Raw genomic sequence first — 24,282 nt, forward strand, 5'->3', positions numbered from 1 at the left:
GGCGTGACGCTGACGGCGCCGCTGCTGCGCGCGCTCGATAACTATCTCGCGCTGCCCATGCTTCTGCTCGAAGACGTCCGCGCAGGGGCGCGTCGTCCCCGATACGGCGTGCTCGGCGATTTCCGGACTCAGCCGCATGGCGGCTTCGAGTACCGGACCTTGCCGAGCTTCCTGGTATCCCCGGTCATCGCTAAAGGCGCGGTCTATCTGGCTCACCTAATCGTGAGCCATTATGAGGACCTGACACAACGCCCGCTCGACCGGGAAGACCTGCATATCGCCTACTACAGCGGCGATAAATCTCCGCTGCGCGCCGCAATCCCCCCATTGCTGGCGCAGCTGCGTTCCCTAGGCGGCTACGAGATTGCCGCCCCCTATATCGAGCCTTTATTCGACTATATTGCCGCTGAACGGACGTGGGATGAATCACGTGATATACGTGAGTTATGGTGCAGTAAAGTAAAAGTGTGATTTTACTATTTGGTCTACATGTTAACAATGGTCCATGAACCGATATCTTGAAAACCAAGTCGTTTATAAATAACTCCGGCATGTGGGTTGTCATAAAAGAGGCACAATGACTTTCCTTCATGGAGCAGGTCTGCACATAGCTGTGCCATTACGCGCGAAGCAAGGCCTTGCTCTCTGAATGCTTGATGTGTGGCAACCCCTACAATCATCGCTGACATGGAATTTTCCGCTGAAGTTGAAGCGGTGACAATGACCTTATCTTCCCGTTCTATATAATAGGTGCGGCCGGTGTTGCTTTCCAGCGTTTTACGCAGGCTGGTTCTTGCACCATTCCGGCTGCTTTCAAATTCTTCAATGGTATCCGTGAGTGCGCAAATCGCTTCTACATCCTGAACCGTAGCTTTTTTAATAGGCTCAGCTGAAGAGAAGGACTCACTTATTTTATTGTTCATTTCTTTTAATTCAGCAAAATACAGCTGTTTTACTTGTTTGAAATTAATTTCCCCGTCAAAAGCCTTCACCACCTCTGAGGCTCCGGAGATCATATGTATGTCATTATCCTTTCGGATAATCTCAGCGAACCCCTCGACATCAAAAGGGCCATCTGCATAAGGAAGGTAACTTCTATAGAAGCGCAGCAGAACGGCTTTTATCCGCCCGTCGGCTGGATCAATCTCTCCCCATAAATCCATGAAATCCTGCTCAAACCCAAAATTCTCCACATCGCCAATGATAAATAAATTAAGCGCCGGCTCTTTCCGCAGCAATGCCATCAGCAGCTCTTGATCATCCTTCGTTAGCTTTCGTATCATATTGTATTCTCCTTTGATTTTTATATGGGCTGACGCTCTGTGTTAAGATTTTACAATATTTAAAAGCAGAAGAATATACCTCCTGCAAGTGTTTGTCTGATAAGTATTCTAGTCTTTCGTTGTACTAATGTGAGGTTTCAGGGTAACTTTGTCCACCAATTTTCTGTTATAATGGGGGACAGCATTAAATAGGCATGGAGGTTGACCATGGCACAATATACGCCGATGATAGAGCAATATTTAAAGGTAAAGGAAGGGGCTAAGGATGCCTTCCTATTTTTTAGACTGGGCGATTTCTACGAAATGTTCTTTGAAGATGCCATTTTGGCTTCCAAGGAGCTTGAGATTACGTTGACAGGCCGCGAAGGCGGGGGCGAGGAGAAAATCCCTATGTGTGGAGTGCCTTACCACGCCGCCGAGGGATATATTCAACGCCTGATAGAAAAAGGATATAAAGTCGCCATTTGTGAGCAGTTAGAGGATGCTTCAGTCACTAAAGGCATGGTGAAGCGGGATATTGTACGCGTCGTGACACCAGGAACCGTGATGGATGGAAAAATCATTGCTGACAAGAGCAATAACTACCTCGTTTGCGTCACCGAAAGTGACGGAATGATGGCATTAGCTGCCTGCGATTTAACAACTGGTGAGCTGTATGTTACTTCGGTATTATCTGGAGCCGAATGGCTGCGTGATGAGATTGGCATTTATGAACCGGCTGAGATCATCGGAGACGCTGCACTTTTGGAGATCCTGCGAAGCGAAACGCCGCTGTTAGCCAAACCTGTAGTTTACACCCCTTGGGAGAAACGCGAGGAGGAGCTGGCACGTCGTCAGTTCGGTGAAGCGGCATGGGTACGTCTAGAGAAGGAACGTGGACAATGTCTGGCGCTTCTGATCTCTTATCTGAATGAGACCCAGCGACGTTCGTTAGGGCAGCTTAGTCAGATTTCTCCTTATGAACCAGGCAATTATATGATTCTAGATCCATTTACACGCCGGAATCTTGAACTAACCGAGACGGTTCGCGAACGCTCCAAAAAAGGATCCCTGCTCTGGCTGCTGGATCGAACGGAAACGTCGATGGGCGCCCGTCTGTTGCGTCGCAGAATTGATAAGCCGCTATTGCAGCGAGCTCCGATCGAACGGCGCCTAGAGGCTGTCGATTATTTGTACAATCAGTTTATCGTTCGCGAGGACCTGCGTTTAGCGCTTAAAGAAATTTATGATTTGGAGCGTTTGGTGGGTCGTATTGCTTTTGGCAGCGCCAATGGCCGTGATATGAATGCTCTGAAATTATCGCTGGCACAAATTCCTGCATTGAAGGATTTATGTATGACCTCCGGTTCAGCTACTTTACGAGAGATCGGTGCAAGTATGGATGAATGCGCTGAGCTGCGAGAGGATATTGACCGCGCAATCGTAGAGGATGCCCCGGTGTCTGTGCGCGACGGTGGAATTATCCGTTCCGGTTATCATGAACGTTTGGACGAGCTTAGGGAAGCTAGCAGTAACGGTAAACGTTGGATCGCTGAACTGGAAGCTAAGGAAAGACAGGCCACTGGCATTAAGTCACTGAAGATCGGCTATAACAAAATCTTCGGGTATTTCATAGAGATCACCAAATCCAATCTGGCTGCACTGCCGGAAGGAAGATATGAACGTAAGCAGACGCTTGCCAACGCAGAGCGTTTTGTCACTCCTGAGCTTAAAGAGAAGGAAGCACTCATCCTTGAAGCTCAGGATAAAATGACGGATTTGGAATACAGCCTGTTTACCGAGCTGCGTGATCGCATCAGCGGGCAAATTCCCCGCCTGCAAAATCTTGCGGAAAAGGTTGCCGAGATTGATGTGTATCAATGCTTGGCGGCAGTTAGTGCCGAACATCGTTTTGTGAAGCCAGTCCTTTCGGATGGTTATGATCTTCGGCTTGAAGGGGGCCGTCATCCCGTTGTGGAGGCGGTGCTTAAAGATTCTGCTTTTATTGCAAATGGAAGCACGCTGAGTAAGGAAGAAGGTAATATTCTTCTAATTACAGGTCCTAATATGGCGGGAAAAAGTACTTACATGCGTCAGGTGGCGCTGATCTGCATCATGGCTCAGATTGGATGTTTTGTACCAGCAAACAGTGCTGAAGTTCCGCTTATAGACCGGATCTTTACTCGTATTGGAGCAGCTGATGATTTGATCGGTGGACAAAGTACATTTATGGTGGAAATGGCTGATATCCAGGTTATGACAGAGAAAGCAACAGCTCGTAGCTTGATTATTATTGATGAGCTGGGAAGAGGTACCTCGACCAGTGAAGGTATGGCCATCGCTCAGGCGGTTATTGAATATGTACATGATGTTATTTCTTGCAAAGCTCTAGTTTCGACGCATTTCCATGAATTGGCTCATTTGGAAGGGAGTCTTAAAGGACTGCGGAATTACTCTATGGCTGTTCAAGAGAGCGGTGATAAAGTTAACTTCCTGCGCAAGCTAGTTCCTGGAGCGGCTGACAGCAGCTATGGCATCTATTGTGCACGTCTTGCGGGTCTTCCTGAAGGGATTATTGACCGAGCTTATGGTCTCTTGCAGAGCATTGAGCAGGCAGCCCATCCTGGTGGTTCTGAACTTCATTACGGGGGAAGCCTCGAAAGACAGGCGGCTGTAAGAGAAGTTGCTAGCGCATCCTCGATAGCGCAAGCCGTAAGTGTCATCACTGAGGCACCTGTAGAAAATGAGGTTGTTCAGTTGTCTATCTTTGGTGAGGAAGAACCACGCAAGAATCGCAAAGGTAGTGCACATCAAGTTGCGGTAACCGAAATCCAAGAGAATCCTGCGCTAAAAGAGTTCATTTCTTCTGTGCGTGACGCTGATCTTATGAATATGACGCCGCTGCAGGCGATGAGTCTGTTGAACGAGCTGAAGATGAAGGTTAAGGATCTGCAATAAAGATTTTATAATAATTGATTGCCTAAATAAGAGGTGAATGAAATGGCCAAAATTCATATATTGGACGAGCATATTGCCAACCAGATAGCTGCGGGTGAAGTAGTAGAGCGGCCAGCTTCTGTTGTAAAGGAGCTTGTCGAGAATGCAATTGACGCTGGCAGTACAAGAATTGAGGTATCGGTAGAAGAGGGGGGCTTGCAGAGCATCCGCGTTAAAGATAATGGCTCCGGGATTGATCCTGAAGATTGCGAGACCGCCTTTTACCGGCATGCTACAAGTAAAATTCTGAATGGCCGCGATCTATTTCAAATCACAAGCTTAGGCTTCCGCGGAGAGGCACTTCCCAGTATTGCCGCGGTCTCCAAGGTATCGCTTCTAACTGCAACTGCCGATGACGGCAAAGGGCGCCTAGTAGACATTGAGGGTGGCAATCTCATACGAAATGAGGACGCTCCTTCCGGCCGGGGAAGTGATCTTGCCGTTCGTGAATTGTTTTTTAATACGCCGGCAAGGCTGAAATATATGAAGAGTATTCAGACGGAGCTGGGCCATATCTCAGATGCCATGTACCGCATGGCGCTGGCTCATCCGGGGATCTCTTTTACCTTGCATCATAATGGCAATCAGCTGCTGCATACGCTCGGAAATGGTGATCTGCTGCAGGTCATCGCAGCTGTTTACGGAACCAATGCCGCCAAAGCAATGCTGCCGATTACGGCAGAAGACTTGGATTACCGGATTTCCGGATATATTAGTCGTCCAGAATGGACACGTTCCAATCGAAATGCAATCACTACTATTGTCGGTGGACGTTATATTCGCAGTAATGGACTGAACGCAGCCATCATGCGTGCTTATCACACCTTGCTTCCGATTAACCGTTATCCGTTATTAGTTCTTGAACTGGATATGCACCCCTCTTTGGTAGATGTCAATGTACATCCAGCAAAACTCGAGGTTAGATTCAGTAAAGAGAATGAGCTTTACACCTTTGTTGAGCAGGAGATCCGCAAAATACTGCTGGGGCAAAGTCTGATTCCACGTCCAAGCAAGGAAACAATCGGACCCAAGGGCAGCAGCTCCTTTATCCAGGAGCAATTTGCTTTTTCCAAAGGAGCTGTTCCGCCGTCATCTTCGAATGGTGATGAGAAGGATACAGCCCCTACGGGATCTGCCAGCTTCTTAAGTGGACTACAGTCATCGAACCTTGACCGTAATTCCCGTGATTTTAGCAAGGATGGTCAGGCGGATCATCAGGTAGCTCGCGAGGTAGCTCCAGCTTACGGATCAGGCTATCCGTCTTCATCTTCGCAGGGGCGCCAAACTAATGCGAATACTAGTTATTCAAATAGCTATCGCCCGCAAGAAACGTCAATGGCGCAGAAGCAGCTCCCTTCGGTTGAGAAGCTATGGGCTCCACCACAACAAGAAGAGCCTGGACTTCCGGCCTTTCCTGAGCTTAATTATATAGGCCAGCATCATGGGACCTATATTATTGCCCAGAATGATGGAGGACTCTATTTAATCGATCAGCATGCGGCACATGAACGTATTAATTACGAATACTTCTATGAGAAATTTGGTCGGCCGGAGGATGCCTCACAGGAGCTGCTACTGCCGATTACACTGGAGTTCACGCCTTCTGAAAGTCGTCAGCTTAGTGAACGTCTACATTGGTTTCAGCAGGCCGGGGTATATCTTGAGCACTTTGGCGGACAGACCTTTCTTGTTCGTTCTTTGCCCTATTGGTTTCCTGAAGGGGATGAGAAGGCGGTCGTTGAAGAAATGGCGGAGTGGGTCTTAAGCGAGCGTATGATTGATCTTGCGAAGCTACGAGAAAAGTCATCGATTCTGTGTTCATGTAAAGCCTCGATTAAGGCCAACCATAAACTAACAGAACAGGAAGTGGAGGCTCTGTTGTCCCGACTGGCAGAGTGCAAACAACCGTATACTTGCCCACATGGACGGCCGATTGTGATCTCTTTTTCATCCTATGATTTAGAGAAATTGTTCAAGCGGGTTATGTAATTATACATTTTTTGAAATTTGTTAAGAGCAAGACTGGAGGCACCATGATTATAACTACGGGGTATAGCCCGATAATGGAAATAGTAGAACGCGCGCAAAGCCTTGCGGAGAGAACGGGTTGTAGTTATGCTCCACGTGAGAAGCTCTCCATTACAAGGATGGTTGAACATTACGGAGATGAGGATATTCTGATTCTATCTCAGGACGCTGTTCGACTACACCGCTTAGGAATGGAGCCTATGGAGTTTCATCCGAGCATGGGCTTCGTTCGCGCTAAACGAATTCTAAAGGGTGAGATCGAGCCGATGCTTGTTGCGGCTCGAATGCTTCCCGGAGATAGCGTATTGGATTGTACAGCTGGATTAGGAGCTGACTCCTTACTGTTTGCTGTACATGGTGGTGAGTCCTCAGAGGTAACCGCTTTGGAGAGCTCATTACCGCTGTACGCACTGCTCAGTGAAGGGATGTCTCATTACACCTCTGGGCAAGTAAAGGTCAATGAGGCTTTACGCAGAGTTAATGTCGTGCATAGTGAACATTTGGATTATTTACGGTCTCAACCAGATCGAAGTGTGGATATTGTTTATTTTGATCCTATGTTTCGCGTGCCACTGACGGGTTCTGCCTCGATTTCCCCGCTGCGGCAATTCGCTAACCGTGCAGCCTTATCGACAGAGAGTGTAGCCGAAGCGGTTAGGGTCGCCCGTAAGACTGTTCTTTTAAAAGAAAAGGCTTTGAGTGGCGAATTTGAACGCCTAGGGTTTACTGAGCTGCTCCGAAGCAACTCCAAAACATCGTACGGGGTGATACACATTGACAACTAAAGAAAGGCATAAGGTTCTAGTGCTGTTAGGACCAACTGCCGTAGGCAAAACCCGGTTAAGTCTGGAGCTGGCAGCGGCTTATAACGCTGAGATTATTTCCGGCGATTCGATGCAGGTTTATCGTGGCATGGATATTGGTACAGCTAAGATTACACCCGCCGAAATGAACGGCATTCCCCATCACCTGATCGATATTCATGATCCGCAGGATGCGTATTCTGCCGCTGAATTTCAAGAGCAGGGCACTAGACTCATCGAGGAGATAAGCGCTAGAGGGAAGCTTCCCTTTATCGTAGGGGGGACTGGACTGTATATTGAGTCTTTATGTTACGGCTTTCAGTTCTCGGAAGCAGTGGCTGATGAAGCTTTCCGTAAAGAGCAGGATCAATTTGCGGAAGAACATGGAGCGCTTGCACTGCATGCCAGACTCGAGGCGGTTGATCCAGTCAGCGCAGCCAAACTTCATCCTAACGACCGTCGCAGAATTATCCGTGCACTGGAAATTCAACACCAGACAAACACTACACTTTCCGCTTCTCATGCTGCTCAAAAGAAGGAATCTCCCTATGACTTATGTCTCATAGGTTTGACAATGGACCGGAAAATACTATATAAACGTATTGAGGACCGAATTGATAGCATGCTGGCGGATGGTCTCGTTGCTGAGGTGAAGGGACTGCTGGATAACGGTTACAGCAGAAGCCTTGTGTCCATGCAGGGATTGGGTTACAAGGAAATTGCCGCTTACCTGGCGGGAGAGCTGACGCTGGAAGAAGCTGTGATACTGCTTAAACGCGATACTCGCCGATTCGCCAAAAGACAGTTGTCATGGTTTCGCCACATGAAGGAAATCGAGTGGATCGATGTCGAAGGTGAACAAAACTTTTCTGAGAATTTCTCAAAAATACGTGGTATAATAGCAGGAAAGTTTCTCTCAGGTCTTGAATATACTTCTGAACAATCTAATTGAACCATTGGGGGTACGTCATATGAACAAGTCCATTAACATCCAAGATACATTCTTGAACCAACTACGCAAAGAAAATATCCCTGCTACGGTATATCTGACCAACGGTTTTCAAATCCGGGGAATAATTAAAGCATTCGACAATTTTACAATCGTCATTGACAGTGATGGACGCCAGCAAATGGTGTATAAACACGCAATTTCCACGTTCACACCACAACGTAGTGTATCACTGATGCAAGACAGCAGTAGTGAAGAATAACATTTATCAAAAATGAATTGAAACCTTTCTTGTTTATAAATCGTTTGAATAGAGTGTGAGAGAGCAACCTGTGAAGGTTGTTCTTTTCATTCATGGCAGACCATTTATGTTTATTTCCGAAAGGGAGTCAGGAGGCATTATGTCTAGAGACGATACATCCAGGACGAATCACAATAGAGATAGAGGATCGTCCAGTTCCAAATCAAAACCAAAATCAAAAACAAAAAAGAAAAAGAAATTTTTGACGAAGAAGCGTGTGCTGTGGAGCTTGTTCTTCGCTACGGCATTGGCCATTTTCTGTGCATTAGGTGGATATCTGTTCATTATGCTAAATGGTCAAAAGCTTCTGCTTGAGAACCAGGATAAGCTAACAGTGAATGAAACGACTAAGGTATATGACCGCAATGCTAATTTAATCGGCGAATTATCACTGGAGAAAAGTGATCCAGTAGAGTATGAAGAAATTCCACCGTTATTGGTTAACGCTTTTGTAGCCACAGAGGATAAACGTTTCTTCGAACATTCTGGTGTGGATTTATGGTCGATTGGCCGGGCAGCAGTAAAGGATATAGCCGCACGAAGTATGGTAGAGGGCGGTAGTACCATTACTCAACAGCTCGCCAAAAACATCTTCCTGACACGGGACAAGACGTTTTTCCGTAAAGCAACTGAGGTGTCGATTGCCGTAGCCCTGGAGAATCAGAAATCTAAAGAAGAGATTATTACCATGTATCTGAACCGGATTAACTTCGGGGGTACAATTTACGGAATTAAAGCAGCATCAGTAAGATATTTTGGTAAAAGTGATTTGAGTCAGCTTAAGGTTTGGGAAATCGCGACATTGGCGGCCATGCCAAAAGGCCCGTCTCGTTACAACCCGCTGCGTAACCCTGATCTTTCGAAGGAACGCCGGGCAGTAGTGCTTCAGCTTATGTATGAGCAAGGGTACATTACGGAGCAGGAAAGAGACGAAGCAAAAGCCGTAGATTATAACTATAAGCCGCCAGAAAAGAAACAGCGTTATCAAGCATTTATTGATTTTGCAGTAGATGAGGCGGAAGAAAAATTTGGATTGTCAGAAGATGATCTGAATATCGGCGGATACAAAATTTACACTACCATGGATAAGCATGCTCAAGAAACGGTTGAAGATGCTTTTGCAGATAGTGATAATTTTGAAAAGAGTGTAGATGAAGAGCTGGTACAAGGCTCGATGACGATTGTGAATCAGGAGAATGGCAGCATTGTCGCACTCCTTGGCGGACGGAATTATGAGAAAAAAGGCTACAGTCGTGTAACTGGCAGCCGTCGTTCTCCAGGTTCTGCTTTCAAACCAATTGTCTCTTATGCTCCAGCGCTGGAAACTGGGAAATTCACCATGAATTCAACGCTAAGCAACGAGAAGCAATGTTTCGCGAACTATTGTCCAACCAACCTGCACGGATATTCTAAGAGCATCAACATGAGTGATGCCATTCAGAAATCAGAGAATATTCCGGCTGTTTGGCTGCTCAATGAAATTGGTGTGAATACCGGATTTAAATTTGCCAAGAAACTAGGCATTGGATTGGAAGATGAGGATAAGAACCTCTCGCTGGCTCTTGGAGGCATGAGCAAAGGGACCAATACGCTGGAAATGGCGCAAGCCTACAGCGCTTTTGCAAATGGCGGCGAACTAAGAGAGGCTTATTCCATTAAATCCATCTCTGACAGCAGTGGTGAGACGGTCTACAAAGCGAATACAACGCCTGAGCGAGTGATGAGTAAGGAAACAGCTTATCAAATGACTGAGATGATGCAGAAGGTCGTGGAGAGCGGTACGGGTAGAAAAGCTAGGATTGACCGTCCTGTTGCCGGTAAGACCGGTACGACGCAAAGTGGATATTCTGGAATCAGCTCGAACCGTGATGTATGGTTTGTAGGCTATACGCCAGAATGGACTGCAGCAGTCTGGATGGGTTACGACAAGCCAAGTAAAAAGCATCTGCTTAAGAACAGCAGTCCGCTTGCCGCTGCTTTCTGGGGTAAGGTCATGGAGGAAGCGCTGAAGGATGTTCCTAAGAAATCCTTCCCGCAGCTCGATAACGAGATTGCTCCTGAGCCTACTGAAACACCAGAAACAGCTCAGACCGTTACTGGACTATCAGCAGCATATGATCCTTCTACGATGACTGTAAATCTCAATTGGGAGGCAGTTCCTGTTGCCGGCGTTGAGTATCGTATTTATCGTAGAGAGACATCGGAAGCTGAATTTGGCTCACTGTTAAATACAGTGACTACCAGCGCAGGCGATTTTAGTGCACTGCCTGGTTTGGTTTACGAGTATTATGTAACTTCTTATGACCCTGCGCTAAAAGTGGAGAGCGAACCCTCCAATGTGGTTAGTGTATCCGTGCAGGATGAAATGCCGACCCCTGAACCCACCATAGATCCTAATCTTCCGACCCCGACCCCAGAGGACGGTGGCAACAACGGAGAGAATGGAAATGGTGGCAATAACGGAGGCGGCAATGAGGGAGGCGGAAATGACGGCGGTACTACAATCCCTGAAATCACCCCGCCACCGCCAACACCAATGCCGACCCCAACTCCAGAACCCACTATCGGTGGAGAGGGTTCCGGCGATGAGAGTGGGAATGTATCCACAAACCCTGATCCAGAGACAGGTTTTGTGAACGGGGATTCTTCCACTCAATAAAACGAATTTGAATTTCGAACAATAGCTTTATCCATGGCAGTCCAGCTTTGCTTTATTTATAGAGCGAAGCTGGACTGCCGTTTTTATTAGGTTTAGAAGAAAAATTTCTTGTATTTTGCGGGATATTTTGAGTGTATCCTCTAAATGTGTTAAGCTGAATAGACCATACTGGAGAGGGTAATTTCTATGAAACGTAAATTCGGAGACCGGGCCAACTGGCGCCGGATTACGCGTCGCCATTTTGCCTGCCGCTATGTGGAGAGCCGGGAATTCAGCGGATATATTACGCTTTATACCATCTACGGGCTGAAAGAACCACTGTGGAAGAGCTATGGACGACATACATATCGTATTGCAGATAAAGGTTATTCCTGGCTGCAATATTTTCCGAAAGATAGTCACTATATTGTGACGGCTATGTTCGACGAAAAACAAAATATTGTTCAATGGTACATAGACACCTGTAAAGTGCAAGGCGTTACTGACCAAGGTGTGCCTTGGTTTGACGATTTGTATCTGGACGTGGTAGTACTTTGGAACGGCGAGGTGTTTTTGCTCGATGAGGATGAACTGGAGGAAGCACTGGAGAGGCAAGACATCTCAGAAAACGATTATAAGCTAGCCTGGGAGACTGCCCATACTATTTTACGTGGCATCGATGCTCATGCTTTCCCTTATTTCTCACTCTCTTTGAAACATCGTGCCGAATTATTTCATCATGGAGAATTCAGGAGGAAATAAAGATGGAATGGTACGTTTATGGAAGAGACTCTTCCCCGATTCGGATTGTTCGCAAAAAACGCCGAATTTGGTCTAAACGAACGTTGCTTATTGCTTTAATGGTTATTGTTGTAGTTGGTTTGTTGTGGTGTGCGTACGCATTGAGGAATATCAATAAAGCTGCAACGACAGATCCTATGCTCAAAGCCGATACAGGGATCATTCTTGGCATGTCGATGTGGGGAGATGAACCTAGCCCGGGATTGAAGGAACGATTGGATTACGGGCTTAAGCTTTACCAAGAGGGGATGTTCCCGCATTTCATAGTTTCTGGAGGTTTGGATAAACCTGATCTTAAATATACCGAAGGTCAAGGCATGCGCAATTATTTAGTAGCTCATGGAGTTCCGGATAGCGCCATTTCTGTTGAAAATAAAGCTACCAGCACTTACGAGAATCTTCTGTATAGCAAAGCAATTATGACAAGTGAGGGATTGTCCTCAGCAATTATTATTACGCATACATATCATGGATGGCGTTCACACGAAATCGCGGACGAGCTCGGTTATGTGAATTCTGAACTAGGGCTTACTGAATCCACTGTTCTGTCGATGACAAGGCATAAGTCGCGTGAAATTCTAGCCTATACGAAATGGAAAATCCAGCAGTTGTTCCTGTAATTGTTCCCAAATATCAGAATCTTCTAATAATGCTTCCTATTCCGGAAGAGACTTGATTAGAAAAGCCAGCCCCCAAATGGACTAAACTCTAAATGGGGGCTATTTGTTATTTGTAGATCAAAAATAATGGGGTTGTGAAATGATAAAAAAATAAATGTCTGCTTATGACTTTTATGCATTTCGGTCATTCTATCCTCGTGTACCATCGTAGAAGATGCGAGAGATAGCAGGGAATCCAATGTCGAAACCCCATTCTTTAAAACAAGTGCATGATGTCATTCAGTTATTGCATATAATGCTCTAACGAGGTGATTACAATGGGTGAAGAAAATTTAAGAAAGATAACCATTAATGATTCCAGAATGAATATAACTTTCAAAAATCAAGACCCAACAAATATTACGAATGAAACATTGGAGAGCGCGCTGGCTCAAAATAATCATTTAGAATCTACAAAAGAAATCCTGCAAGAGCTTCATGAGCTTATCGGTCTTGAAAAGGTGAAGGATCTCATATATGAAATTCATGCGCTTATCCAAGTGGAAAAAATGAGACAAGAACTGGGGTTAAATGTAGTTAATCAGGTTTATCATATGTTGTTTAAAGGCAACCCCGGGACTGGAAAGACAACTGTAGCAAGAATCGTTGCCAAGCTGTTAAAGAATATGGGCATATTAAGTAAAGGTCAATTAATCGAAGTAGAGAGAGCGGATTTAGTGGGGGAATACATAGGGCATACAGCTCAAAAGACCAGAGACCTTGTTAAGAAGGCTATGGGTGGCGTATTATTCATTGACGAGGCTTATAGCTTGGCTAGAGGCGGAGATAAGGATTTTGGAAAAGAGGCAATCGACTGTCTTGTAAAGGTTATGGAGGACAGGAATGATGATCTCATCATTATCTTAGCGGGTTATCCAAATGAAATGGAGATGTTCATGGAGGCTAATACCGGGCTTCCCTCACGATTTCCAATTCAACTCGATTTTCAGGACTACACAACAGATGAACTGATATTGATTGCACATAAAATGGCTGCTGAAAGAGACTATATAATTACTCCAGAAACAAACGGGAAACTAAAAGAGTTAATCCTTAATGAGAAAATTATTGAAGAAAACTTTAGTAATGCCCGGTATGTACGCAATATCCTCGAACAGGCAATCCGCCATCAAGCGGTTAGATTAATAAGCAGGCATGTCAAAATATCTAAACAATCTTTGATGGAGATCTTACCGAGAGACCTTGTTCTTACGGTCGATGATTATTCAAAAGGGGAGAGTATAATTTCTTAAATAAATTGACACCGGCTAAGTTTATACGTGCTTAGTCGGTTTATCTTTTATAAAAGATTGAAGATTATCATAATGAAAATGCGGACAGAATGGTGAGCCGTTCCATTATCAGCCTATATTACCAATGAAACTTATGATAAAATGTTTTGAAGCGCTGTGAATGAACAGGTTCATCTGTATAACATCAGCAAGAAGTGAAAAACTGATTAAATGGTACACAAAGATTCTATTACCGTCATAAGGAGCATGAATAAATGGCAATAACTACGCATGATACAGAAACGGATATTCAAGATCGGGCGATATTGGTCACTCTCGTCACAGATAAAATTAAACGTACCGGTATTGACCCAGAGCTTTCTCTGCAGGAATTAGTACAATTAGCAGAAACAGCAGGTGTTGAAGTCCTGGATGTGTTGCGTCAGAATAAGGAAACACCGGATTCGAAATGGTTTATCGGGAAAGGTAAGGTAGAAGAGCTCCGCATGGCCGCTGATGGTCTTGGAGCTAATACGGCTATTTTTGATCAGGAATTATCTGGAGCGCAGGTACGGAACCTTGAAGAGTCTCTGGATCTGAAGATTATTGATCGGACGCAGCTCATTTTGGATATTTTTGCTGGGCGGGCCAAAACACGAGAGGGTATTATTCAAGTAGAGCTGGCACAGCTGTCCTATCTTTTGCCGCGGTTATCCGGTCAAGGCAAAAACTTATCCAGATTAGGCGGGGGTATAGGAACCAGAGGGCCAGGTGAAAGTAAGCTTGAGACCGATCGCCGTCATATTCGCGGTCGGATTACGGAGTTGAAACGCCAGTTGGATGAGGTAGTTAAAACCCGTGAATTGCACCGTGAACGCCGCCGTAAGGCAGGGGCAGTGCAGGTTGCTCTAGTCGGCTACACGAATGCTGGTAAATCGACGCTGCTTAAGCAGCTTACGGATGCGGATGTTTATATTGAGAATCAATTGTTTGCTACGCTTGACCCTACTTCACGTGTGCTTCAACTAACGGGTGGCAAAGAGGTAGTGCTTACGGATACTGTAGGCTTCATTCAGAATCTTCCGCATGATCTTGTAGCATCTTTCCGCGCAACGCTGGAGGAAGTCAATGAGGCCAATCTGGTGTTGCATGTAGTGGATGCCTCATCTCCAATGCGTGAGGAGCAGATGGAGATTGTGCAAACTATTTTGCAGGACTTAGGGGCAGCTAGCAAACCGCAAATAGTACTTTTTAATAAAATCGATCTATGTGAGCCTGAGCAACTGGAAATGCTGCCAACAGGCACAGGGTTTTTGAAAATCAGTGCGTTTAACCCGGAGGATTTAACCCGGATTATTGAAATTATCTCTGATGAGTTGGCTGGAGATACGCTGAATTTTCGCATTCCTGGAGACCGAGGCGATATTTCTTCCCTGCTTTACAGAGTAGGTGAGGTTCTGGAAACCACCTATGATGAGAACGATGTTATCTATAACGTCCGTCTTAATAAAGAGGATTATGATAAATGGGGTTACATGCTTGCTGATTTTGTGGACCAGCCGTAATCTTCTTTGTTCCCCTAAAGTGGAAATGCTTGTTGTATAGGTATAAAATAATAGCTAATGACAGAAAGCGTCAGGCAACTGTCGCTTTCTGTCATTATGATGGCAAGTAAATGTAAGGAGCGAATAAGAACTAATGGCAGTTTTTGCAGAAGATATTTTAGGAGCGGCAGAGTCCGCAGAAGTTGAAATCGAAGGTGCAGTCAAAGCTCTTGATCGAATTGTCGATAAGAATCAATGGAAGGTTATTGAAGCGTTTCAACGTCATCAGGTCAGTGATTATCATTTTGCGGGTTCAACGGGGTATGCTTACAACGACCGTGGACGCGAAGTGCTGGATCTTGTCTATGCTGACGTTTTTGGTGCGGAATCAGCTTTGGTGCGCCCGCATTTTGCTTCAGGAACACATACCATTTCAACAGCCCTCTTTGGTGTGCTGCGACCAGGAGACGAGCTTTTATACATCACAGGTCGTCCGTACGATACCTTACACAAGGTGATTGGCCAAGCAGGAGATGGGACAGGCTCACTCGCAGACTTCGGAATTACATATCGGGAAGTTGCCCTTACAGCAGAGGGTAAGATTGATTGGGAAGAGGTAACTCTCTCTATCAATGAGAAAACTAAAGTAATTGGAATCCAAAGATCGCGTGGTTATGATTGGCGTGCTTCCTTCACAGTAGCCGAAATAGGTGACATGACAGCGAGAGTGAAGTCATTGAAACCGGATGTTATTGTGTTCGTTGATAATTGCTATGGTGAGTTTACTGAAGAGCTTGAGCCTCCACAGGTTGGTGTGGATCTAGTAGCGGGTTCATTAATTAAAAATCCTGGTGGTGGAATTGCTGAGACGGGTGGATACATCTGTGGGCGCAGAGATCTAGTAGAGCTTACAGCGTACCGTCTTACAGCTCCTGGTATCGGTGGCGAGGTAGGCGCAATGTTAGGAACTACCCGCGGGTTATACCAAGGCCTATTCATGGCTCCGCATACAGTTGGACAAGCCCTTAAAGGCAGTATTTTTGCGGCAGCTGTATTTCAGCGCTGCGGGTTTGAGACGAAACCAGCGTGGAATGAACCTCGTACAGATTTGATTCAGGCGGTTTCCTTTGATGGACCGGATCACTTGATTGCCTTCGTGCAGGGAATTCAACGTGCTGCGGCGGTAGACAGCCATGTAGTTCCAGAACCATGGGATATGCCGGGATATGAACATCCTGTCATCATGGCGGCAGGTACGTTTATACAAGGTGGTAGCTTAGAGTTATCGGCAGATGCGCCTATCCGTGCGCCTTATATTGGCTATATGCAAGGGGGATTAACCTACTCCCATGTCAAATATGGCGTTTTGATGGCACTCCAAAGTATGCGTGATCGAAAATTACTGTCAGAAAATCTTACACACCATTGACACGCTGTATTAGGAAATGTACAATGAGATCAGAAAAAGATCATTGGAAGGTTGGATGAGTCATGGGTGATGAAATCCGCAGAAATATGGCATTATTTCCTATTGGAATTGTAATGAAGTTAACTGATTTATCTGCAAGACAAATTCGTTATTATGAACAGCATAGTCTAATCGTACCTGCACGTACCTCTGGGAATCAACGTTTGTTCTCTTTTAATGATGTTGAGCGCCTATTAGAAATTAAGGCCTTGATTGAAAAGGGTGTTAACATTGCTGGCATCAAGCAAGTAATGAACCCAGTCTCGAAGGAATCCGAAGAAGCTACTGTGATTACCCCTGACACAGAGGTTAGACGTAGAGAGCTATCAGATTCGCAGCTTCACCGTTTGCTGAAGCAAGAACTAGTTTCCGGTAAAAGACCGGGACAGGTATCGCTTATTCAAGGTGAGTTATCCCGGTTTTTTAATAAATAATAATATACAGAGTTTTGAAAGGGAGAGGATCACGTGAGCTTTTCTAAAGAGGATATTTTACGCATTGCCAAGGAAGAGAATGTTCGTTTCATTCGTCTGCAATTTACAGATCTGTTAGGTACTATCAAGAATGTAGAGATTCCGGTTAGCCAATTGGAAAAAGCACTCGACAACAAAATGATGTTTGATGGTTCCTCCATCGAAGGTTATGTACGGATTGAAGAATCCGATATGTATCTCTTCCCAGACCTTGATACTTGGGTAATCTTCCCTTGGGTGACTGATAGCCGTGTTGCACGTCTGATTTGTGACGTGTATATGCCGGATGGTACTCCATTTGCTGGAGACCCACGTGGTATCCTGAAGCGTTGTCTGAAGGAAGCCGAAGAAATGGGCTTTACAGCGATGAATGTTGGACCTGAACCTGAATTCTTCTTGTTCAAAACAGACGAAAGAGGTAACCCAACTACAGAATTGAATGACCAAGGTGGTTATTTCGACTTAGCTCCTACAGACTTAGGGGAAAACTGCCGTCGTGAAATCGTATTGACCCTTGAAGAAATGGGCTTTGAAATCGAAGCTTCCCACCATGAAGTGGCTTCCGGCCAGCATGAAATTGATTTCAAATATGCAGACGCGATCACTTCTGCTGACCAAATTCAAACCTTTAAGCTCGTTGTGAAGACGGTTGCCCGTCAACATGGCTTGCATGCAACTTTTATGCCTAAACCATTGTTTGGTATTAACGGATCTGGTATGCACGCTCACCAATCCTTGTTTAATGGCAAAGAAAACATGTTCTACGATGAAAGTGACAAGCTAGGTCTGAGCAAAACTGCACGTTATTATATGGCTGGTATTTTGAAGCATGCTCGTGCTTTTGCAGCGATTACTAACCCAACAGTGAACTCTTACAAACGCCTTGTTCCTGGTTATGAAGCACCTTGTTACGTAGCTTGGTCTGCAAGTAACCGTAGCCCGATGATTCGTATCCCAGCTTCGAGAGGGCTTAGCACACGTGTTGAAGTTCGTAACCCGGACCCGGCAGCTAACCCATACCTCGCACTTGCTGTTATGTTGAAAGCAGGGCTAGACGGAATTAAGCGTAAGCTTGATCTTCCAGCTCCAATTGACCGTAACATCTATGTGATGTCTGAGGAAGAGCGTATTGAAGAAGGCATCCCAAGCTTGCCATCCGATTTGAAAGAAGCGCTAAGCGAAATGATCCGCAGCCATGTAATTACCGAAGCTCTCGGCGAACATGCGCTGGCTCACTTCTACGAACTGAAAGAAATCGAATGGGATATCTATCGTACACAAGTTCATGAGTGGGAAAGAAACCAATACATGACACTTTACTAGAACCTTTAAACCCTTGACACCTTTGGTGTTGAGGGTTTTTTTTGTGTGTGGGCGTGGGAGTAGTAGGGGACCCCTATAATGACGGTGCCCACAAAATGCCCACAAATAAATAGTGGGTGCTATTCGAGGATAGATCTCATGTGGGCTTCGTACTTTTCCATACTACTTTCTTCAATCTTCTTGGAAATGTGAGAATAGACATCAGATGTAATTGTAATATTTCCGTGTCCGAGTCGCTCCTGAACATACTTCATATCATTGCCTGCTTCTAGTAGTAGCACTGCATGAGTGTGTCTTAGTGAGTGAATCGGCATGGGTGGAAGACCGATCCGTTTCAAAATTCTCGAAAAGGAATTGAATAAAGAAGACTTTGGCATGAAGTTTCCATCATCTCTATAGGAACCCTTCTAAGCTAATTTATTTTGGTTCTGATATTTAATGTGTTGCTTTAGATCGCTAATGATAGATTGACTAATTTTTATCGTTCGTTGCGAATTAAACATTTTTGTATCTCCGAATAGAGTTGCTTCATCCTCAGCTGAAAAATCTAACGTCTTACAAATGTGGCAGCCGGTTTAGAATCTGAACCTCCACCGTTGTGGTAATGGTATTCTCCGTTTTCCAGTCCCCACTTTGCGCAATTTGTGCGGCAATAATGACCCCCATTTGCATCTGTGCGTCCTGGATGTGCCTCAGCAAGTACAGGCATCAATAATAAGAAAAGTGACATGAAGATTGGAACAATAATTCTTTTCATAAAAAATAAATACCCCAATGTTTGATTCTTGGAGTAGTCTATCAGAATACATTTTCACTTATCCCTTATTAAGCTAACGGGGCAGGATAGTTGAATGATTTCGCGAATAACTTAAGTCATGACGAATTTACGAAGTTCGCAAAAAGGCGTTAGCCGAAAGAAGTTCTTAGTTTAGGAGGAGTCTATATGATATTAGAAAAAGTTATAAATAGAATTGAAATACAAAGTGAATATAAGGATTTTGTTGATAAGTATATAGATAATATACTTACCGAATTCAAAGGTAAGATTCATAGCATTTATATGTGTGGCTCGATTCCAAAAGGAACTGCTAAACCTTTTAAGTCAGATGCAGACTTTACTATTGTATGTGTAAATCCCAAAGATATTGATTACGAAAGATTGTCAAATATTAAAGACAGGCTTTTGGAAGAATATCCAATAGTAACTAAGATTGATACGATAATTTGCTCGATTGACGATGTATTAAGTAAACCAAATGAGTGGGGTTTTTGGGTAAAGATAATTTGTGTTTGCATATATGGTCATGACGTTGGTGAAAAAGTACCACCGATAATTATTTCTCCAGAGTTCATTTTAGACTTAAATACAGAGACCAAGGAGGAAGTAGATCGTATACATAGTTTACTTTCTAATGCTAGTGATAACACAATGAAAATTAGATATATTAAAGGTTACTCTAAGAGATTAATTCGTGCATTATACTCTTTGGTTTTAGAAGATACAGGTGTATGGCAAGATGACATTATTAAGATGAAGAATGCCATATTAAACTATTGTAAGATTGACTCCGCTTTAGTTGATTATCTGTATGCTTGTTACTTGGATAGTAATGTACTTGTTGAAGAGTTTCTGGGAATTGCAGATGAAGTATATAGCTATTTTGAGAACGCCTTAAATACAATGGCTGCTTCCAGAACTTCCTTCGGCTAACACCATATTAACACTCCGGGTCACTCTGAGAAGCGAGTGACCACATCCAGCCCCCTAAGCCCGTCGGGACGTCACTGCGTTAGGTGTTCGGCAAGCCTCACAACTATAAGCAGCGACTCTAATTAAAACATAAGACTATTGAGCTAACGGGAACTTTAGTTGAATAATACACATTAATGAGCAGGCGCTACGGTAGCCTGCTGTTTTCATTGAAGTAACGGGCAGATTTGCACAATAGTCACCGCAGTTTAATGCGACTTCAAAATAAAAAGGAGAGAAAAGACCCATGAATACTACACTTGGCAGATTAACAGGTCGAATCGCAATAGTAACAGGTGCAAGTCGCAGCACAGGAATCGGTGCTGCAGTGTGCAAAGAGTTGGCCTATCTAGGCGCTGATGTATTTTTTACACACTGGGGTAGTTACGATCAACAGATGCCCTGGGGTAGCAATAACGAGGAGCAAAAGCAACTTTGTGAGGAAATACGTTCCATGGGCGTTCGTTGCGAACACCTAATGATGGATCTTTCTGCACCTGAAAGCTTTGTGGATTTATTAAATAACGTTGAGCAGAAGCTAGGAGAACCTTCCATTCTTGTTAACAATGCTTGTTATTCGGTTAACGATGACTTAACCACGATTACCCCAGAGTCTTTGGATGCACACTACGCAATTAATGTTAGGGCGGTAACTATGCTTAGTGTGGAATTCGCTAGACGGTTTACGCAATCGGCAGGTGGTCGAGTTATTAATATGACATCGGGCCAATCACTAGGCCCCATGGCTGGTGAAATCTCGTATGCCACAACGAAAGGGGCAATAGATGCTTTCACACGAACTTTTGCAGCAGAGGTGGGTCCGAAAGGCATCACCGTAAATGCGATAAATCCTGGACCCACAGACACCGGCTGGATGACTCCTGACCTACGACAGCAGTTATCTAAGCAATTTGTAACAGGTAGAGTAGGATTGCCTAAGGATGCAGCTCGTCTGGTTGCATTCTTAGCCACCGATGATGGGGAGTGGATTACCGGCCAAGTTTTACATTCCACGGGTGGATTCAACTAACGGAGAACGATAGCTCAATGAGACACCTAGCTAATACGATTGTGAAAATCGCCTCGTCAGTGATAATGCTGACGAGGCATTATAATTTGATGTGTCTTATATCAAATTCAGCCCATCCTGGTGGCAGTGATTCGAAGTCGAGATCTTCGAGGGCTTCTGGTTCAATAATTATTAGTAACGGTTCATATATGTCAATCAACGCACCTATACGTTCGCTGATACCAATAAAAGTACCAATAGCTACAATACTTCCGCACCTTCCACCAAATCCGCTATCGTGATTGTCACAGATATGCACGGACTGTCCCGGCTTTAAATCTTCCCATCTCATAATTTAGGGGGTGCTCCTTGTTCTTCAAAAGTTCTCTGGGACATTCCAAAGTAAGCAGCCCTGTCATTTGAGTAATGGTTCTGTCGTTGTATCGGTAGCATCAGTGGCGTCTCCGGGAAACTATTTTCGTTTGCCGCGCGGGCGACGTTTTATGGTTCCTTTTTTCTTGTCCTTTAGTAGTAGATAAGCTGTGTAACATTGTATTGCTGCTGTTAGGAGTTGTACCATGTAGAAGAGTCATCACAGGGATAACCTGAACTGCTCTTTTATTGCTCAAAAAATTTTGTTTTATCTGTAATCAACTCTACGAGTAAGCGTCATAATAAAACCTTGCTGACCATGATGGTAGCAGGGTTTTTGTTCATACATTAAATTTCTTCCCTCACGGAGGCAATGGATCCTATGATACATCCACCAATGATTCCGGAACGAAGCCAATTAGCGATGGTTATCCGATATCTAAAGTTAATTTTAACGGCGATGATTCTCCCAATACGATTTTCAAGCCACTTTTAAGATAGCGATATTCTGGATTCTATTCCCTAGATTGAAATCTTCAATTGCATTTGTAGTACCTCTTCTGATTGAAAATTGGGCTATATTTCCTGCACACATAAACGCCCACAAAATGCTCACAAATAATAGAAGGAAGACAATGAAATCCGTAATCGTTTTCTCAGAGAACCCTTTATTTTAACGGAATTAGGTACTATTCAGACCAATATAAAAAGGGCAAACTGTAAACCGGACTCGGTTCACGAGTGGGAAAGAAACCAATATATGACGCTTTACTAGAACCTTTAAACCCTCTACGCCTTTGGTGTTGAGTTTTTTTTTGTGTGTGGGGGTAAGAATAGGAGATATTGTAGAGGTTTATGGACGCCCCCGTAATGCCCCCAAAAAATGTAGTGATCATTCGAGGATACTTCTCATATGAGCTTCAAATTTCTCCATACTGCTTTCATTTATTTTCTTTGAAATATGTGTGTATGTGCGCTGTGATTCTTATGCTACCATGACCTAAACGTGTTATTCCAAAGCTTGAAAGGGGTAATAAGCTGGCTAAACGATTTTATGAATTGGACTATAAGAATGCTCTCCAACTTGGGACAAGCCATTTTCGCGACAGGTGAAACTTCTTAGCCTCTTATAATGGAGAATGCTATGACTCAGTCAAATGATTGAGTTTTTGAATTGCGAGCTCGGCAACTTTTGATAAATTTCACTCGTATGTTTCGTTATCGATAATCAATTCAAAGGCGAATCCAAAGCATGCGTTACCTTTGAATTCGTTCTTGACTAAAATGTAAAAAAGCCAGAAGGCTTAACACCATCTAGCTTAGCTGTATAGCGAAAAGTGGATTATTAGGATGAGGGCAAAGAATATGGTTTTTGAGGAATTGTGCTGCAGACCATAGTTCGACAGTTGGAAAGTAAACGTTCGATCATATACGAAGTATCAGAAAGAAATGCGGGGAAAAATGGTGGTATGGATAGAGCTGACGCATCTTTCACACACATCGTGGGCGGGACATTTGATTGGATCGAGAATGTGGATGAGTTCAACGTGTTAGGGAAGGCGCCGTCATGACACAGGTACAAGATAAGACTTACATTTGCACTCGAGAGAAGGCAGAGGGGACACTCTTAATATTAAGAAAGTAAAGTTGTGATTTCTGAAGGGCAGTCGATACAATGACTACTGATTTGCAGCTGAATTTAGTATCAATAAATTATTATACTTCGCTGCATGCTTTTGCTCATCGAGAATAATGCCATATAAAGTATCCTTATAAACGCCATACGGAAGACCGAACCATATCTTTCGATATTTTTCAACCGCTGACAATTCACCTTGAAAGGCTTTTTGCAAACCATTGTTATACGAATTAACTTGTTCAGGGACTTCGTCGCTAACTCCTGTCACTTCATGTCCTGTCAATTCTCTGTACATTTGTCGAAACATAAGATTATGCCCACGTTCATCATTCCGAATAGAAGTAATAACTTCAGCTTGTTCTTTATTCGGAGCAAGTTGAATGAGTTGGTCATAAAAAAGTTCGTCATTTCGTTCACCTTGGACTGAAGTCCTCATTAATTCAAGAGCCTCTTGAGTTGAAGTTGCCCAAATGGGGGCAAATTGAGATCTGAACCAATAAGGATACACCATATACATTAGCAAAACCTCCAATAATTTATAAGTATTCTATCAACAATCATATGCTCGCTAACTGATTGTATGAGTATGATCTCACTTCTTACTTTTTCTTAATTAGACCAAAGTCAAAAAAGTGGACGGTAAGAAATAGATTTTCTAGTAAATTGCTCAGCAAAACGAGCAGGTGAAAGATACCTTATCGACGTTTGCGCACAATTGGTTTTCCTTATTGCTGTGAGTCGCTATTTAATTTTTTTCTGAAAATGTGTTAAGTAAAGTGTTTTGTGGAATTTGTTTTACTTAATTGATGTGTCGTCTACCTTGCTCTTGCTCAGTCCAATTAACCTTATGAAACCGAGAAGAACTAAGATCTCATGGGTCACTTTATGGAATCTGGTGGCATTAATTAAGATAGTAGGTGCCCGAATCGTCCGGGAACAATTTGAATTTCGAGCACAACTCCATAGCTGTTAATAAGAACGAGTCGATTGTTTGAAATTTTTCAATCCGTAGCAATAAAAATGAAGAAAAGGTT

20 protein-coding genes and 1 pseudogene are annotated in these 24,282 nt (G+C 44.0%); 16 read left to right on the plus strand and 5 right to left on the minus strand.

Annotated elements, in window-relative coordinates:
* A partial coding sequence (locus tag MHI15_RS19870) for a putative amidoligase domain-containing protein (protein WP_445668008.1) occupies positions 1-471 on the plus strand: 471 nt, incomplete at its 5' end.
* 14 nt (positions 472-485) lie between these two features.
* Here the strand turns inward: MHI15_RS19870 and MHI15_RS19875 are convergent.
* Positions 486-1,283, minus strand: coding sequence for a GNAT family N-acetyltransferase (locus MHI15_RS19875; RefSeq protein WP_076128370.1), 798 nt, complete (start codon positions 1,281-1,283; stop codon positions 486-488).
* Between the two features lie 207 nt (positions 1,284-1,490).
* Between MHI15_RS19875 and mutS the strand changes: the two genes are divergently transcribed.
* The 13 genes from mutS (at position 1,491) to glnA (ending at position 18,478) form a co-directional block, all read left to right on the plus strand.
* Entirely contained in the window at positions 1,491-4,220 is a 2,730-nt protein-coding gene (mutS, locus tag MHI15_RS19880; protein ID WP_076184448.1) for a DNA mismatch repair protein MutS, read from the plus strand.
* A gap of 42 nt (positions 4,221-4,262) precedes the next feature.
* Positions 4,263-6,248, plus strand: a complete 1,986-nt coding sequence (gene mutL / locus MHI15_RS19885) for a DNA mismatch repair endonuclease MutL (protein ID WP_076302619.1) — start codon at positions 4,263-4,265, stop codon at positions 6,246-6,248.
* 11 nt (positions 6,249-6,259) lie between these two features.
* The gene (locus MHI15_RS19890; RefSeq protein WP_305953964.1) at positions 6,260-7,072 is read left to right on the plus strand and encodes a class I SAM-dependent methyltransferase; all 813 of its coding nucleotides are present in this window, start codon (positions 6,260-6,262) and stop codon (positions 7,070-7,072) included.
* On the plus strand, positions 7,062-8,042 hold the full coding sequence (miaA, locus tag MHI15_RS19895) for a tRNA (adenosine(37)-N6)-dimethylallyltransferase MiaA (RefSeq protein WP_175619957.1): 981 nt from the start codon (positions 7,062-7,064) through the stop codon (positions 8,040-8,042). Before MHI15_RS19890 ends, miaA begins: the two co-directional genes overlap by 11 nt.
* A gap of 19 nt (positions 8,043-8,061) precedes the next feature.
* Positions 8,062-8,301: an RNA chaperone Hfq gene (gene hfq, locus MHI15_RS19900; RefSeq protein WP_036687741.1), complete on the plus strand. Its 240-nt coding sequence runs from the start codon at positions 8,062-8,064 to the stop codon at positions 8,299-8,301.
* A 139-nt stretch (positions 8,302-8,440) separates the two neighbouring features.
* Positions 8,441-10,999 (plus strand): transglycosylase domain-containing protein, encoded by a 2,559-nt coding sequence (locus MHI15_RS19905; protein ID WP_076302618.1) that lies wholly within the window; start codon positions 8,441-8,443, stop codon positions 10,997-10,999.
* A 186-nt stretch (positions 11,000-11,185) separates the two neighbouring features.
* Positions 11,186-11,740, plus strand: coding sequence for a DUF402 domain-containing protein (locus MHI15_RS19910; RefSeq protein WP_076190185.1), 555 nt, complete (start codon positions 11,186-11,188; stop codon positions 11,738-11,740).
* 2 nt (positions 11,741-11,742) lie between these two features.
* Positions 11,743-12,399 (plus strand): YdcF family protein, encoded by a 657-nt coding sequence (locus tag MHI15_RS19915; RefSeq protein WP_076128385.1) that lies wholly within the window; start codon positions 11,743-11,745, stop codon positions 12,397-12,399.
* 317 nt (positions 12,400-12,716) lie between these two features.
* Positions 12,717-13,691: an AAA family ATPase gene (locus MHI15_RS19920; protein ID WP_340010358.1), complete on the plus strand. Its 975-nt coding sequence runs from the start codon at positions 12,717-12,719 to the stop codon at positions 13,689-13,691.
* Between the two features lie 254 nt (positions 13,692-13,945).
* A complete protein-coding gene (gene hflX / locus MHI15_RS19925) occupies positions 13,946-15,235 on the plus strand; it encodes a GTPase HflX (RefSeq protein ID WP_076128387.1) in 1,290 nt (429 codons plus the stop codon).
* A 133-nt stretch (positions 15,236-15,368) separates the two neighbouring features.
* A complete protein-coding gene (locus tag MHI15_RS19930; RefSeq protein ID WP_036687732.1) occupies positions 15,369-16,643 on the plus strand; it encodes a methionine gamma-lyase family protein in 1,275 nt (424 codons plus the stop codon).
* Between the two features lie 62 nt (positions 16,644-16,705).
* On the plus strand, positions 16,706-17,116 hold the full coding sequence (locus MHI15_RS19935; RefSeq protein ID WP_019910684.1) for a MerR family transcriptional regulator: 411 nt from the start codon (positions 16,706-16,708) through the stop codon (positions 17,114-17,116).
* Positions 17,117-17,149: 33 nt separating this feature from the next.
* Positions 17,150-18,478, plus strand: a complete 1,329-nt coding sequence (gene glnA / locus MHI15_RS19940) for a type I glutamate--ammonia ligase (RefSeq protein ID WP_036687730.1) — start codon at positions 17,150-17,152, stop codon at positions 18,476-18,478.
* Between the two features lie 119 nt (positions 18,479-18,597).
* Here the strand turns inward: glnA and MHI15_RS19945 are convergent, their stop codons facing one another.
* A complete protein-coding gene (locus tag MHI15_RS19945) occupies positions 18,598-18,855 on the minus strand; it encodes a tyrosine-type recombinase/integrase (RefSeq protein WP_254847683.1) in 258 nt (85 codons plus the stop codon).
* 200 nt (positions 18,856-19,055) lie between these two features.
* A pseudogene (locus MHI15_RS19950) lies at positions 19,056-19,235 on the minus strand (YHYH domain-containing protein); the annotation flags it as partial.
* Positions 19,236-19,421: 186 nt separating this feature from the next.
* Here MHI15_RS19950 and MHI15_RS19955 point away from each other — a divergent pair.
* Positions 19,422-20,189: a nucleotidyltransferase domain-containing protein gene (locus MHI15_RS19955; RefSeq protein ID WP_341164761.1), complete on the plus strand. Its 768-nt coding sequence runs from the start codon at positions 19,422-19,424 to the stop codon at positions 20,187-20,189.
* Positions 20,190-20,475: 286 nt separating this feature from the next.
* Positions 20,476-21,258, plus strand: a complete 783-nt coding sequence (locus MHI15_RS19960; RefSeq protein ID WP_339187308.1) for an SDR family oxidoreductase — start codon at positions 20,476-20,478, stop codon at positions 21,256-21,258.
* Positions 21,259-21,337: 79 nt separating this feature from the next.
* Here the strand turns inward: MHI15_RS19960 and MHI15_RS19965 are convergent, their stop codons facing one another.
* Together MHI15_RS19965 and MHI15_RS19970 are read right to left on the minus strand one after the other, a co-directional pair.
* Positions 21,338-21,589 carry a hypothetical protein gene (locus MHI15_RS19965; RefSeq protein ID WP_341164762.1) on the minus strand — a complete coding sequence of 84 codons (252 nt, stop codon included), beginning with the start codon at positions 21,587-21,589 and terminating at the stop codon, positions 21,338-21,340.
* Between the two features lie 1,699 nt (positions 21,590-23,288).
* The gene (locus MHI15_RS19970) at positions 23,289-23,765 is read right to left on the minus strand and encodes a ferritin-like domain-containing protein (RefSeq protein ID WP_339187305.1); all 477 of its coding nucleotides are present in this window, start codon (positions 23,763-23,765) and stop codon (positions 23,289-23,291) included.
* Positions 23,766-24,282: the final 517 nt, after the last annotated feature.

The organism is Paenibacillus sp. FSL H7-0918, assembly GCF_038007025.1.
Lineage (GTDB): Bacteria > Bacillota > Bacilli > Paenibacillales > Paenibacillaceae > Paenibacillus_AQ > Paenibacillus_AQ odorifer.